9 protein-coding genes and 1 pseudogene are annotated in these 13,207 nt (G+C 71.4%); 5 read left to right on the top strand and 5 right to left on the bottom strand.

Annotated features, from left to right (window positions below; translation table 11 throughout):
- Window positions 1-23 precede the first annotated feature (23 nt).
- From ADL29_RS00555 to ADL29_RS00570, 4 genes are all read left to right on the top strand, one after another.
- On the top strand, window positions 24-821 hold the full coding sequence (locus tag ADL29_RS00555) for an isoprenyl transferase (protein ID WP_053921839.1): 798 nt from the start codon (window positions 24-26) through the stop codon (window positions 819-821).
- Between the two features lie 518 nt (window positions 822-1,339).
- The gene (phoH2, locus tag ADL29_RS00560; protein ID WP_046926231.1) at window positions 1,340-2,662 is read left to right on the top strand and encodes an RNA 5'-3' helicase PhoH2; all 1,323 of its coding nucleotides are present in this window, start codon (window positions 1,340-1,342) and stop codon (window positions 2,660-2,662) included.
- Window positions 2,663-3,070: 408 nt separating this feature from the next.
- Window positions 3,071-3,763: an aggregation-promoting factor C-terminal-like domain-containing protein gene (locus ADL29_RS00565; RefSeq protein WP_046926230.1), complete on the top strand. Its 693-nt coding sequence runs from the start codon at window positions 3,071-3,073 to the stop codon at window positions 3,761-3,763.
- A gap of 136 nt (window positions 3,764-3,899) precedes the next feature.
- Window positions 3,900-5,375: an AI-2E family transporter gene (locus tag ADL29_RS00570; RefSeq protein WP_053921840.1), complete on the top strand. Its 1,476-nt coding sequence runs from the start codon at window positions 3,900-3,902 to the stop codon at window positions 5,373-5,375.
- Window positions 5,376-5,478: 103 nt separating this feature from the next.
- Here the strand turns inward: ADL29_RS00570 and ADL29_RS00575 are convergent, their stop codons facing one another.
- Together ADL29_RS00575 and ADL29_RS00580 are read right to left on the bottom strand one after the other, a co-directional pair.
- Window positions 5,479-6,012, bottom strand: a complete 534-nt coding sequence (locus ADL29_RS00575) for an alkyl hydroperoxide reductase (RefSeq protein WP_053921841.1) — start codon at window positions 6,010-6,012, stop codon at window positions 5,479-5,481.
- Window positions 6,013-6,060: 48 nt separating this feature from the next.
- Window positions 6,061-6,615, bottom strand: a complete 555-nt coding sequence (locus ADL29_RS00580) for a peroxiredoxin (protein WP_053921842.1) — start codon at window positions 6,613-6,615, stop codon at window positions 6,061-6,063.
- A gap of 154 nt (window positions 6,616-6,769) precedes the next feature.
- On the opposite strand from ADL29_RS00580, the gene ADL29_RS00585 reads away from it, so the two are divergent.
- Window positions 6,770-7,729 carry a LysR substrate-binding domain-containing protein gene (locus ADL29_RS00585; protein ID WP_078970631.1) on the top strand — a complete coding sequence of 320 codons (960 nt, stop codon included), beginning with the start codon at window positions 6,770-6,772 and terminating at the stop codon, window positions 7,727-7,729.
- A 114-nt stretch (window positions 7,730-7,843) separates the two neighbouring features.
- On the opposite strand, the pseudogene ADL29_RS44385 reads toward ADL29_RS00585, so the two are convergent.
- From ADL29_RS44385 to ADL29_RS00595, 3 genes and pseudogenes are all read right to left on the bottom strand, one after another.
- A pseudogene (locus tag ADL29_RS44385) lies at window positions 7,844-8,332 on the bottom strand (Uma2 family endonuclease); the annotation flags it as partial.
- A gap of 74 nt (window positions 8,333-8,406) precedes the next feature.
- Window positions 8,407-10,812, bottom strand: a complete 2,406-nt coding sequence (locus ADL29_RS00590; RefSeq protein ID WP_078970632.1) for an FtsX-like permease family protein — start codon at window positions 10,810-10,812, stop codon at window positions 8,407-8,409.
- 21 nt (window positions 10,813-10,833) lie between these two features.
- Window positions 10,834-13,200, bottom strand: coding sequence for an FtsX-like permease family protein (locus ADL29_RS00595; RefSeq protein ID WP_053921844.1), 2,367 nt, complete (start codon window positions 13,198-13,200; stop codon window positions 10,834-10,836).
- Between the last annotated feature and the right edge of the window lie 7 nt (window positions 13,201-13,207).

Genomic DNA, 13,207 nt, shown 5'->3' on the forward strand with positions numbered 1-13,207 from the left:
GGCACGGAGGGGCTGGACCACATATGACGCGATCTTCCGGAGTGCGCATCCCTTATCCGCCCGCACTGCGCAATCTGGTCTACCGGCTGTACGCGCGTCGGGTGGAGGGCCGCCTGGACCACGACCAGGTGCCCAAGCACATCGGCGTCATCCTGGACGGCAACCGGCGCTGGGCGCGGGCGGACGGGCGGACCACCGAGCAGGGCCACCAGGCGGGCGCGGCCAAGATCGGCGAGCTGCTGGGCTGGTGCGCGGAGACCGATGTGGAGGTCGTCACGCTCTGGCTGCTGTCGACGGACAACCTCGACCGGCCCGAGGCCGAGCTGAAGCCGCTGCTGGGCATCATCGAGAACACCGTCCGGGATCTGGCCGCCGACGGCCGCTGGCGGGTGCACCACGTCGGCAACCGCGATCTGCTACCCGAAGCCACCCAAACGGTCCTCAAGAAGGCCGAACAGGCCACTCTGGACAACAAGGGCATTCTGGTGAATGTCGCCGTCGGCTACGGCGGCCGCCAGGAGATCGCGGACGCGGTGCGCTCGCTGCTGCTCGACCATGCCCGGCGCGGCACCTCCTTCGAGGAGCTCGCCGAGCTCGTCGACGTCGATGCGATCTCGGAGCACCTCTACACCCGCGGCCAGCCGGACCCGGACCTGGTGATCCGTACCAGCGGCGAGCAGCGGCTGTCGGGCTTCATGCTCTGGCAGAGCGCCCACTCGGAGTACTACTTCTGCGAGGTCTTCTGGCCGGCCTTCCGCAAGGTCGACTTCCTGCGCGCACTGCGCGACTACGCGGCCCGGCATCGCCGTTACGGCTTCTAGGGGACAGGGGAACGGATCCCCTAGGGGGAGTTCGAACAGATCCCCTAGGGGATGCGAGCGCCCCTTGCAGGCCACAACGGGGCGGGGGGCGGGGTATTCCCGGTGCCTGGTGGGGGCAGACCACGGCCCAGGCGGGGGACGGACGACGGCCCAAGCGGGGCAAGTGGGGCCCAAGTGGGGGCATCGCGGGACCGGTGGCACCCGGTCCGTGTAGTGGGGGCGCGGGAGTCGTAACCAAAGGTTCATCAAGCGTGTGTCATATGCCGTGGCATGGGGGCGGGGCATCAAGGGAATATCCCTGGCAGGTCGGCGTCCGGAACCAGACATCGGGCGCCGTATCTCAGCGGACGGCATGGGGCCGTCCGCCCGGGAGGCCCTTTGCAGATCACGGACGATCGTGCGGATCGCACGGACGACGCGGAGGGCCGGCGTTCGGCCCTCGCATCGTGGCCTGAACCCGGTCCTGTCCCCGGCGACGCCGTCGCACCCCGACCTCATCCGAGGGGGTTCGTCCACCCGTGGTGAACAGCAACAAGCGCCGTGAGAACGGCCGGCGCACCTACGTCCTCGACACCAGTGTCCTGCTGGCGGATCCAGGCGCCATGTCCCGCTTCGAGGAGCACGAAGTCGTCCTCCCGGTCGTCGTGGTCACGGAGTTGGAGGCCAAGCGGCACCACCCCGAGCTCGGCTACTTCGCCCGGCAGGCGCTCCGCCTGCTGGACGAGTACCGGGTCCAGTACGGCAGGCTGGACGCCCCCATCCCCATCGGAGGGCTCGGCGGCACCCTCCGCGTCGAGCTGAACCACTCGGACCCCGGCATCCTGCCGGCGGGCTTCCGGCTGGGGGACAACGACTCCCGGATCCTGGCCGTGGCCCGCAATCTGCAGGCCGAGGGGTACGACGTCACGGTCGTGTCGAAGGATCTCCCGCTGCGCATCAAGGCCTCTTCGGTCGGTCTGCTGGCCGAGGAGTACCGCGCCGAGCTGGCGATCACCGACTCCGGTTGGACGGGCATGGCCGAACTGACCGTCGCCGCCGAGCAGGTGGACGACCTGTTCGCCGCCGAGACGGCCCATCTGCCGGGCGTCGAGGAGTTCCCCGTCCATACGGGACTGGTGCTGCAGTCCGAGCGCGGCAAGGCGCTGGGCCGGGTCACCGCGGACGGCGGGGTGCGGCTGGTGCGCGGCGACCGGGAGGCGTTCGGCATCCACGGCCGCAGCGCCGAGCAGCGGATCGCGCTGGATCTGCTGCTGGACCCGGAGGTCGGGATCGTCTCGATGGGCGGCCGGGCCGGTACGGGCAAGTCGGCGCTGGCGCTGTGCGCGGGACTGGAGGCCGTACTGGAGCGCCGGCAGCACCGCAAGGTGATGGTCTTCCGCCCGCTGTACGCCGTCGGCGGGCAGGAGCTGGGGTATCTGCCCGGCAGCGAGGCCGAGAAGATGAGCCCCTGGGCGCAGGCGGTCTTCGACACGCTGTCCGCGGTGACGAGCAAGGAGGTCATCGAGGAGGTGGTGGGGCGGGGCATGCTGGAGGTGCTGCCGCTCACGCACATCCGGGGCCGGTCGCTGCATGACGCGTTCGTCATCGTGGACGAGGCCCAGTCGCTCGAGCGGAATGTCCTTTTGACGGTTCTGTCCCGTATCGGCGCCAACTCCCGGGTTGTTCTCACGCATGACGTGGCACAACGGGACAATCTGCGGGTCGGCCGGTACGACGGAGTGGTGGCGGTCGTCGAGAAACTGAAAGGCCATCCGCTTTTCGCGCATGTCACCCTCAACCGCTCCGAGCGGTCGCCGATCGCCGCACTGGTGACCGAAATGCTGGAGGACGGCAGGATCTGACCCGGTGTGAACCACCGCGCCGCCCGGAGAAGCGAAGGAGCTTAGCCGGGCGGCGTGTCTGTGCGCGCGGATATCCGAGAATACTGGTGCGTAAACGAGGTGTGAGCTTTCACACCCGGCCGGGAATTGATTCACGGCGGCCCGTTCGGGCAGAGTCTGGGTCCTGTCAGGCCCCGCATACGGCACCACCAGCATCCCCAGAGGTGCGGAACAACCGAACTTCATAGCGAGTCGCCGTATGCCGCCCGAGCACCACGCGGACCCCTGAGGGGGACGTACCGGGCCAGTGCCTCCCGTGACCAGCCGGTCCCGCCCGCTCAACAGGGTCCGGAACAAGGGGAGACCAGCGCCAGGGGCACGATTGCGTCCGCGAGGTCACCTATGCGGGCGACGCTGGAAGGAAAACGTGTGAGCCGGATCTCGGTCCGGGGATTCGCCGTGGCGTCCGCCACCGCGGTCACCACCGTCGGCGCCGTCGTCGGCGTCGCCGCAGGGCAGCCCGCCTCGGTCAACGCCGAAGCCACCGCCGCCGACGCGACGATCGCCGACATCCCCGCAGGTGCACAGGCCCAGGTGCAGACGGCCTCCCTTACGCAGCAGGCGGACGACGCGTCCACCCAGGCGGATGCGGCGGCCCTGAAGTCTGCACAGGAAGCCGCACGCAAGGCAGCTGCGGAGACCGCGCAGTCCAAGAAGGACGCTGCGGACGAGGCCGCGAAGAAGGCCGCCGACGAGCGCAAGGAGAAGGCGCTGGCCGCGTCCCGCTCCGCATCGCGCGACGTGGGTGACCTCCTCGGCAAGAGCTCCTACACCGTTGCCGAGACCCAGGCCCTCGCGCGCCAGATGATGGCGGGCGACCAGTTCCAGTGCTTCAGCAACATAGTGGACCACGAGTCCGGCTGGAACTACCGCGCCACCAACGCCTCCTCGGGCGCCTACGGCCTCGTCCAGGCCCTGCCGGGCTCCAAGATGTCGTCGGCCGGCTCCGACTGGCAGACCAACCCGGCAACCCAGATCAAGTGGGGCCTGAACTACATGAACGACCGCTACGGCAGCCCCTGCGGCGCCTGGTCGTTCTGGCAGGCCAACAGCTGGTACTAGGCCGTACCGGCGGGAGCGCCGCGGCTCCACCGCACTTCGAAACCCCCGACTGCGTCAGCGTCGGGGGTTTCGCGCATCTGCCACAGGTAACGTCGTGCCGTCAGGTGTGGCACAGGGGAGGGGAAGAGGAAGCGACATGTCCAGATTGCCTCAGTGGGTCGGTGGCCTCGGCGCCGGTCTGACGCGGCTCGCGCAGCGGCTGGAGGAACAGCGCCGCCGGGCGGAGGCCGCGGCGGCGGACGCCGATCCGGAAGAGCTGAGGCGTGACGCATCCACGCCCGGCGGCCTCCCGCCGCGGCCCGCCTTCGCACCGGCCGTCGCCTCGGCCGGAACGCTCACCGCCACCCGTACGGCCGGGGCGGACACCGTGGACACCGTCGACGGCGTGCCGCACACGGCCGCGACGGACGCACCGTCGGCCACCGCTTCCCTCCCGCCCGACTCCGTCCCCGCGCCGCCCGCCTACGCGCCCGCCGTCGCGGCCCGCCCGGATCCCGTCGCGGCGGTGCCGTGGGGCGTACGGGTCGCCGCCGAGGCCGGCTGGCGGCTGCTCGTCCTGGCGGGGACGCTGTGGGTCCTGGCGAAGGTCATCACCACCATCGAACTGGTGGTCCTCTCCTTCATCGCCGCGCTGCTGATCACCGCCCTGCTCCAGCCCACCGTCGCGTGGCTGCGCAACCGCGGGCTGGCGCGCGGGCTGGCCACCGCGCTGACCTTCATCGGCGGGTTCGTCGTCCTGGGCCTGGTCGGCTGGTTCGTGGTGTGGCAGGTCCAGGACAACATCGGCTCGGTGGCCGACCGCATCCAGCAGGGCATCACCGAACTGAAGGGCTGGCTGCTCAAGAGCCCGTTCCATGTGACCGAGAGTCAGATCAACCAGATCGCCAAGAACCTGCAGGACGCGGTCGGCCACAACACCGAGGCGATCACGACGGCCGGTCTGGAGGGCGTCACCGTCATCCTCGAGGTGTTCACCGGCATCCTCCTGGCGATGTTCACCACGCTCTTCCTGCTCTACGACGGCCGCCGCATCTGGACCTGGCTGCTCAAGCTGATGCCCGGCGCGGCCCGCGAGGGCGTGGCGGGCGCGGGTCCGCGGGCCTGGCGCACGCTCACCGCGTATGTCCGAGGCACGGTGATAGTCGCCCTCATCGACGCGATATTCATCGGCATCGGCCTGTGGATCCTCGATGTCCCGCTGGCGGTGCCGCTCGCCGTCTTCATCTTCCTCTTCGCCTTCATCCCCCTGGTGGGCGCGGTGGTCTCGGGGGCGCTGGCGTGCGTCGTCGCGCTCGCCACCCAGGGCGTCTTCGCGGCGCTCGTCGTGCTGGCGATCGTCCTGGCCGTCAATCAGATCGAGGGCCATGTGCTGCAGCCGTTCATCCTGGGCCGCGCGGTACGGGTCCACCCCCTCGCGGTGATCCTCTCGGTGGCCTCCGGCAGCCTGATCGCGGGCGTCGGCGGTGCGGTCGTCGCCGTCCCCCTGGTGGCCGTCACCAACACGGTCGTCGGCTACCTCCGCGCGTACTCCAAGGAGCAGGCGCTACGGATGATGCCCGCGCCGCACGGGGCCACGGCGATCGGGGCGGTGCCCACGGAGCCCAAGGGATAGCTCCCGCCTCGAGGGCAGCTCCCATCCCTCTCAACGCACGGAACCCCGCAGAAGAATCTGCGGGGTTCCGTGCGTATGCCGCCGTGTGGGGCGTGCCGGGGACTTACTCCGCCAGCGCGTCCTCGGCGTCCAGCGTGGCGCCCACGGCCTGCAGGACCGAGGCGATCTTGATGGCCTCGAGGATCGTCTCGCGGTCCACGCCGGCCTTGCGGAGCACCTGCTCATGCGAGTCCAGGCACATACCGCAGCCGTTGATGGCGGAGACGGCCAGCGACCACAGCTCGAAGTCGACCTTCTCCACGCCGGGGTTGCCGATGACGTTCATCCGCAGACCGGCACGGAGGTTGCCGTACTCCGGGTCCGACAGCAGGTGCCGGGTGCGGTAGAAGACGTTGTTCATCGCCATGATGGCGGCGGCCGACTTGGCCGCCTTGTACGCCTCGGCGGAGAGGTTGGCCTTCGCCTCCGGCTCCAGCTCGCGCAGCACCTTGGGCGAGCGCGAGGCGATCGCGCAGGCGAGCACCGTGCCCCACAGCTGCTGCTGCGGCAGGGCGCTGTTGCCGATGACCGAGCCGAGGTTCAGCTTCAGGTCCTTGGCGAAGTCCGGTATGGCGGACTTGAGCTCGTCGAGAGCCATTTCAGATCGGCCTTCCGTTCAGGCTTCCGGTCAGGGGTGGGGGTGTCTTCACTCGCCCGAGAGGAGCGCGACCGGGTCCAGGGTGTCGTCGCCCTTCGACCAGTTGCAGGGGCACAGCTCGTCGGTCTGCAGGGCGTCCAGGACCCGCAGGACCTCCTTGGGGTTACGGCCGACGGAGCCGGCGGTCACCATGGTGAACTGGATCTCGTTGTTCTGGTCGACGATGAAGACGGCGCGCTGCGCGAAGCCGTCCTCGCCCTCGATGCCCAGGGCGCGCATGAGCTCGTGCTTCGAGTCGGCGAGCATCGGGAAGGGCAGGTCGGTCAGGTCCGGGTGGTCCTTGCGCCAGGCGTGGTGCACGAACTCGGAGTCACCGGAGAAGCCGAGGACCTGTGCGTCACGGTCGGCGAACTCGTCGTTCAGCTTGCCGAAGGCGGCGATCTCGGTGGGGCACACGAAGGTGAAGTCCTTCGGCCACGCGAACACGATCTTCCACTTGCCCTCGTAGGTCTTGTGGTTGATCTGCTCGAATTCCTTGCCGGACTCGAGCGAGACGCAGGCGGTCAGGTCGAACTCGGGGAACTTGTCACCGACAGTGAGCACGCGCTCTCCTTGCAGCGGGGGAAAAGCCGTGCGATTTTCCCCTTTTGGGGGATCGGCGGCTTTCCTTGGGGCTTGGACGGGTCACACAGTGCCACAGGAGACATTGATAAGGGAAATAGCTAGACTTGTTGATGTTGATCGGAGGTGGTTATCAGTGGCGCAACCGGTGAGTCCGGGCAGCCGGCCCCGCCAGCCCAGCCTGGCCCAGCTGCGGGCGTTCGTGGCGGTGGCCGAGCAGCTGCACTTCCGCGAGGCGGCCGCCGAGATCGGTATGAGCCAGCCCGCGCTGTCCGGTGCGGTCTCCGCGCTGGAGGAGGCGCTCGGCGTGCAGCTTCTGGAGCGTACGACGCGCAAGGTGCTGCTCTCGCCGGCGGGGGAGCGGGTGGCGGCCCGTGCCCGTACCGTCCTGGAGGCCGTCGGGGAGCTGATGGAGGAGGCGGAGGCGGCCCGCGCCCCCTTCACGGGCGTCCTGCGCCTCGGTGTCATCCCCACCGTCGCCCCGTATCTCCTGCCGACGGTCCTGCGGCTCACCCACGGCTCATACCCGGACCTCGACCTCCAGGTCCACGAGGAACAGACCGCCTCGCTGCTCGAAGGCCTCACCCAGGGCCGTCTCGATCTCCTCCTCCTCGCCGTCCCCCTGGGCGTCCCCCAGGTCACCGAACTCCCGCTCTTCGACGAGGACTTCGTCCTGGTCGCCCCCAAGCAGCACTGGCTGGGCGGCCGCGCCGACATCCCGAGGGAGGCGCTGAAGGAACTCGATCTCCTGCTGCTGGACGAGGGCCACTGCCTGCGCGACCAGGCCCTGGACATCTGCCGCGAGGCGGGCCGGGACGAGGGGGCCCCGGTGACCACGACCGCGGCCGGCCTGTCGACGCTGGTCCAGCTGGTGGCCGGCGGACTCGGGGTGACACTGCTGCCGCGTACGGCCCTACGGGTGGAGACGGCCCGTAACGATCTGCTGACGACCGGCTATTTCGCGGACCCGCAGCCGTCGCGGAGAATCGCCCTCGTGATGCGGACGGGCGCGGCCCGGTCGGCGGAATTCGAGGAGTTCGCGGGGGCGTTGCGGGAGGCGATGCGGTTGTTGCCGGTGCGGGTGGTGGGGGGTTAGCGGCGTGGGGTCAGGCGCCTGCAGTCGTCGACGGGCGGCTTCGAGAAGCGCCGCCACATCGAGCTCGACCTCCGCGCCGATAGAACCCGGGAGCGTGATGCGCTCGCCGGGGGCGTGGATGTGGTGGCTGCGGTATTCGCCGTCGGAGGGATCGGTGAGCACGTGGATGCGCTCGTCCCGCCGGTTGATGATCACGTATACGGGGATCCGGGCATCGGCGTACGCAACGACCTTCGACCGCAGCTCATTGCCGTAGTTGTTCGAGGTCACCTCCAGGACCAAGCGGAAGATGGCCGGGTCGCAGCAGTTGTACTCGACTTCGTGGCCGCGGAAAGGTTCGGCGATGGAGAGATCGGGGACTGCGAAGTCGTACGGGCCGCTGGGCAGCCACACTGCGAGCTTCTGGACGACTCGCGTCGTCTCGCCGTGCAGGCCTGCTTCCATGAAGAGGAGCACGAGGTCGGTCAGTACGCCCGCATGCGACGCATCCGCCAACGGCGTCACACAAATCTCACCCCCCAACACCTCGAACCGCGCCCCCGGCACCCGCTCCATCAGCCAGTCGACTTCGTCCAGCAGGGTCGGGGCGGTGCGGGTGCGCATACAAATCCTCTTCGCTACGGGGCGGCCGGGCCGTCATAGGTCAAGAACGCCGCGCCGCTCCGGAGGACACCGGCTCACTCCGTTCGCAGGCCCTCCGGCCGCATCAGTCGCCAAAGGAGCGGCAGGGAAAGGGCCGTGACGCCCAGGATGACCACGGCGGCGGTGCCGGTGAGGGTGAGGATGGCGGGCCAGTCGGGCTGCAAGGGGCCGTTGGCCATGTGGAGGAGGAGACAGCCCAGGGAGAGGCCGCAGGCGAGGGCCAGGGTGAGGCCGAGGGCCACCGGGACGGCGGTCTGCCACAGGATCGAGCGGGCGAGGGTGGCGCGGGGGGTGCCGAAGGCGTCGAGGGCCGACAACAGGCGGGCGCGGTCGTGGAGTTGTTCCAGGGTGGTGAGGAGGAGGCCGCAGCCGATCAGGAGGAGGACGGCGTGGGCGCCGGCGGTCAGGCCGTGGCGGGTGAGGGCCAGGATGCCGTCGTCGCGGGCGCCGCCGCCCTCGAAGTTCACCAGGTCGATGCGGAAGTCGATGCGGGCGGCGGCGTTGCGTACGTGCTCGATGGCGTCGGGGCTGTCCGGGTCGAGGCGCAGGAAAGCGCCGACGTGGAAGTGGTCCAGCCGGGTGGCGTCCAGCGCCTTGGGGGTCGCGAGGAGGCCGGGGCCGGTGAGCCAGGGCGGGGCGGAGTCGCGGGCGGCGACGTGGCGGGCGGTGGCCGGGACCGTCCAGGTGGCGGGGCGGTGGTGTGCGCCGTGGCCGGCGGGCGGGGTGAGGGTCAGGCGTTCCCCGGGGTGCGGGACGGCGTCGGCGCCGCCCCTGACGAGGAAGACATCGCCGTCGGAGCAGGAGCCGAGGCGGGCCAGTTCGCGCAGGGCGGCGCAGTCGGCGACGGTCAGGGGGTAGGGCTCGGCGTCGGGGTCCCGGGGGTCGGTGCCGGGCGGTGTCCCGGCCGGGCCCACCTGCGCCGTGATGAGGCCGTGGGCGGTGCGGACGCCGTCGGCCGCGGCGAGCCGGGCGTACATCTCGTGGGCGCGGGCGGCGGGTAGCACGCCGTCGCGGGCCAGGACCGTGGTCCACAGGGAGTGCGGGACGGGTTCCGCCGGGAGTTTGGCGTCGATGCCGGCCAGCAGCAGCTGTACGGCGATGGCCCCGGCCACCGCCACGGTGATCCCGCTGACCGAGCGGGCGGCGGTGGTGCCGCTCAACCCGAGCCGCCGCACGGCCAGTTGCCAGGACGGTCCGCCGCGCCCGGAGCGGCCCAGCCGGGCCACCGCCGCGCCCAGCAGCCAGGGCAGCAGCGCCGCGACGCCCAGGAGGAGCAGCGCGGTGCCGAGCATCACCTGGATGTTGGCCGCATCGTTGGAGTGGAACCCGCCGATGGCCTGCGGCAGCAGGAGCGCCACCCCGCCCACCGGCAGCAGCGGCCGCCACCACAGCCTGCGGCACCGCTGCGGCGCCGTGCGGATCACCCCCAGCGGTTCGACGGCGACCCGTCGCATGGCGAAGAGGGTGACGCCCACCGCGCAGCCCGGGACGGCCAGGGCGACGAAGGCCGCCAGACCGGCGTCCGGTACCACGTCGGAGGGAAAGAAGCCGAGGCTGCCGAGGGTGACGGTGGACAGCGGGAGGCGGACGGCGAGGAAGAGTGCGGTGCCGGTGAGCAGGCCGAGCAGCGCCCCGGCCAGCGCCTCGCCCGCGGCGATCCGGCGTGTGGTCGCCCGGTCGGCGCCGACCAGGCGCAGGGCGGCCAGCCGCAGGTCGCGGCGCTCCCCGCCGAACCGCACCGCGGTGGCGAGGAAGACGGCGACGGGTGCGAGCAGCGCGACGCAGCCCACGAGAATGGCCAGGACCACCAGGGGGCTGGACCGGAATCCGTCGTTGCGTTCCCCGAAGCCGGTGATCCGCTCGACGTCCTCGCCGGGTCCGCTCAGCGCTTCGGTGCCCTCGTAGAAGAGGAGCTCGTCGGGGTGGGCCAGGCCGGCGTCGGAGATCCGTTCGCTGATCCGCAGATCCGGGAAGCGTTCCTTGAGCAGGGCGCCTTCGGGGGAGGCGAGGAGGTCGGCGAGGGCGGGGGAGACAGCCGTCTCGCCGGGCGCGGGCACCCGGGACAGGCCTGGTGGGACGGGCGCGTGCGGTCCCTCCGCCCGGACGGCCCGGCCGTGGACCGGCTGGTCGCGGTACCCGGAGTTCTGAGTGGTGATCAGCAGCGTCCGGTCCGTCGGGCCGGAGCCCTCGGCCGCGGGCACCGTGGAGCGGGCCCGGTCGCGGCCGTAGGCGGCGTTCATGGCGTTCGGGATGGCGGCGGCGAGCAGCAGTACGGCCACGCCCAGGCCGACGCCCAGTGCCGTCAGGGCCGTACGGAGCAGGCCCTTACGGCCGCCGGTGACGGCGAACCGGGCGCCCATCGCCAGGTCGCGGCACCAGAGGACGGCCTTCGGTCCCCGCCGGCCGGGCGCCGTCCGGTCGTACGGCACGGGCACGCTCATCCCCCCGCTCACTCCGTCTGCTCATTCCGTCCGCAGCCCGTCGGGCCGCATCATCCGCCACAGCGGCGGCAGGCTGAGCGCCGTGACGAACAGGATCACCCCGGCGCCGATACCGGTGATCCCCGCCACCACCGGCCAGTCCACGACCACCGCGCTGTCGATCAGGGTAAGCAGCAGTGCCCCCAGCGCCAGCCCGCAGCCCAGGGCGAGGCCGAGCCCCAGCGCGACCGGGATGGCGGTCCCCCACAGGACCGACCAGCTCAGGGTGGTGCGGCGGGTGCCGAAGGCGTCGAGGGTGGACAGCAGCCGGCGGCGCTCGTGGAGCTGCTCGACGGTGGAGATGATCAGGCCCGCGCCGATCAGCAGCAGGGTGATGACGGAGCCGATGAAGATGCCGCTGCGGACGCTGGAGAGCTGCTGGTCATGGGGGTTGTCGAGGTGGGAGTACTCGCTCAGGGTCGGGTCGATGCGGGCCGCGGTGTTGCGGAGGTGCTCGAGGGCGTCCGGGGTGCCGCGGTCGAAGTCGATCCGGAGTTCCAGGAGGGGGTTCTGGAGCCGGGACGGGGGGAGCGCGGCGGGTGTGGCCAGGAGGTCGTACGCCGTGTCGACGAAGGGGCCGGCGTCCTGTGCGGGGGGAGCAAGGACGCGGGCGGTACGGGCCGTTCCCGGGATCTTCCAGGGGCTGGGGGGCGGCGGGGGGCCCATGCCGGCCGGCGGGGCGAGGTCGACCGTCGCTCCGGGGGCGAGGCCCTTGCCCCGGGCGTGCGTGACGAAGACATCGCCGTCGCGGCAGGAGGGGAGCTGCGCCAGCCGCCGCAGTTCGGCGCAGCTGCCGACGGCCAGGGACACATGCCGGGAGGGGTCGTACCCGGAGGAGGCGTCGTGCCGGGGCAGCCGTCCGGCGGACGCGTCGATGACACCCCGCGCGGCGGTCACTCCGGGCGTGGCCCGCAGCGCGCCGAGCGCCCGCTGGGCCCGCGGCCAGTCGTCCTCGCCGGACCAGTAGCCGACCTGGGGAAGTTTGCCGGAGCGGGCGTAGGCCTGGGCGTAGCCGGCCTGCATCCCCGTCATCAGCATATGGACGGCGATGGCGCCGGCCACCGCGACGGTGATGCCGCCGACCGCCCGGGTGGCCGGGCCGCTGCTCAACTGGAGGCGGCGGACGGCCAGTTGCCAGGGAACCGGGCCGCCGCGCAGCCGCCCGACCACCGCATCGACCAGCCAGGGCAGCAGCGCGGTGACCCCGAACAGCAGCAGCATGGAACCGACGGCGAGGCGAAGGGTGTTGAGGCCGGTGTCGGTCCAGGGCACCCCGGCCGCCGGGAGCATCAGCACGGCGCCCAGGGCGGGCAGCGCCAACCGCCACAGCACCCGGCGGCGCAGCACCGGGCGGTTGCGGACGATGCCGAGCGGTTCGACGGTGATGCCGCGCTGGGCGATCAGCGTCACCAGGACCGCGGCCGCCGGGACGAGCACGGCGATCGCCGCGGCGGCGAGCGGGCCCGGCGCCACGTCCGACGGGAAGACATTGACGTCCCACAGGGTGATCGGCGAGGCGAACTGCCGCCCGCCCAGGAACAGCACGGCGCCCCCGGCCAGCCCCAGCAGCGAGCCGAACAGCGCCTCGCCGGAGGCGATCCGGCGGGTGGTGCGGACATCGGCGCCGACCAGGCGGAGCGCGGCCAGCCGCTGTTCGCGGCGCTCGTTGCCGATACGGAGGGAGGTGCCGATGAAGACCATGACCGGCATCATCAGCGCCACACACGTCATGATCACCAGCAGCACCACGGGCGTCCGCATCGGCGGCGAGTCCCATGCCTTGCCGAAGTGGTCGATGCGGTAGCCGGCGTTCTCGCGCAGCGCGGACGGCCGGGCGAGATAGGTGAGTTCCTGCGGGCCCAGCAGCCCCTCGTCGCCGATGACACCGGCCACGCGGTAAGGCAGCCGGTCGCGCAGCAGCTTCCCCTCGGGGGATTCCAGCAGCTCCTTGAGGGCGGGCGAGACCAGCATCCGGCCGGGGCCGGGAAGGCGCCGGATGCCCGGCGGTACGGGCGGATGCGCGCCGTCGGGCCGCACCAGGCGGCCGCGGATCTGCGCGCCGCGGTAGACGGTGTCGGCCGAGGCGTAGCGCAGGGTGTGGTCGGCGGGCCTGGGTTCATGCCGCTGGCCGAGGTTCTCGCGTGCCTTCTCTCGGCCGTGCCAGGCGCTGGTCAGGGACGGTACGGACGCGCCGAGCAGCAGGACGGCCACTCCCAGCGCCACGCCGAGTGCCGTCAGGGCCGTACGGATCCAGCCCTCGCGCCCGCCGCCGGCCGCGAACCGCATGCCCATGGCAAGATCGCGGGCCCAGACCGCCGGACCGCTGCGGACCCGGCGGATCGCGTTCATCTGCGGA

The organism is Streptomyces chattanoogensis (assembly GCF_001294335.1).
Classification (GTDB): Bacteria; Actinomycetota; Actinomycetes; order Streptomycetales; family Streptomycetaceae; genus Streptomyces; species Streptomyces chattanoogensis.

Bases quoted from the DNA above. Each gene is read 5' to 3' on its own strand.
- ADL29_RS00590 (WP_078970632.1), bottom strand. From the start codon at position 10,812: ATGAGCGTGCCCGTGCCGTACGACCGGACGGCGCCCGGCCGGCGGGGA.
- ADL29_RS00570 (WP_053921840.1), top strand. From the start codon at position 3,900: ATGTCCAGATTGCCTCAGTGGGTCGGTGGCCTCGGCGCCGGTCTGACG.
- ADL29_RS00595 (WP_053921844.1), bottom strand. From the start codon at position 13,200: ATGAACGCGATCCGCCGGGTCCGCAGCGGTCCGGCGGTCTGGGCCCGC.
- ADL29_RS00555 (WP_053921839.1), top strand. From the start codon at position 24: ATGACGCGATCTTCCGGAGTGCGCATCCCTTATCCGCCCGCACTGCGC.
- ADL29_RS00575 (WP_053921841.1), bottom strand. From the start codon at position 6,012: ATGGCTCTCGACGAGCTCAAGTCCGCCATACCGGACTTCGCCAAGGAC.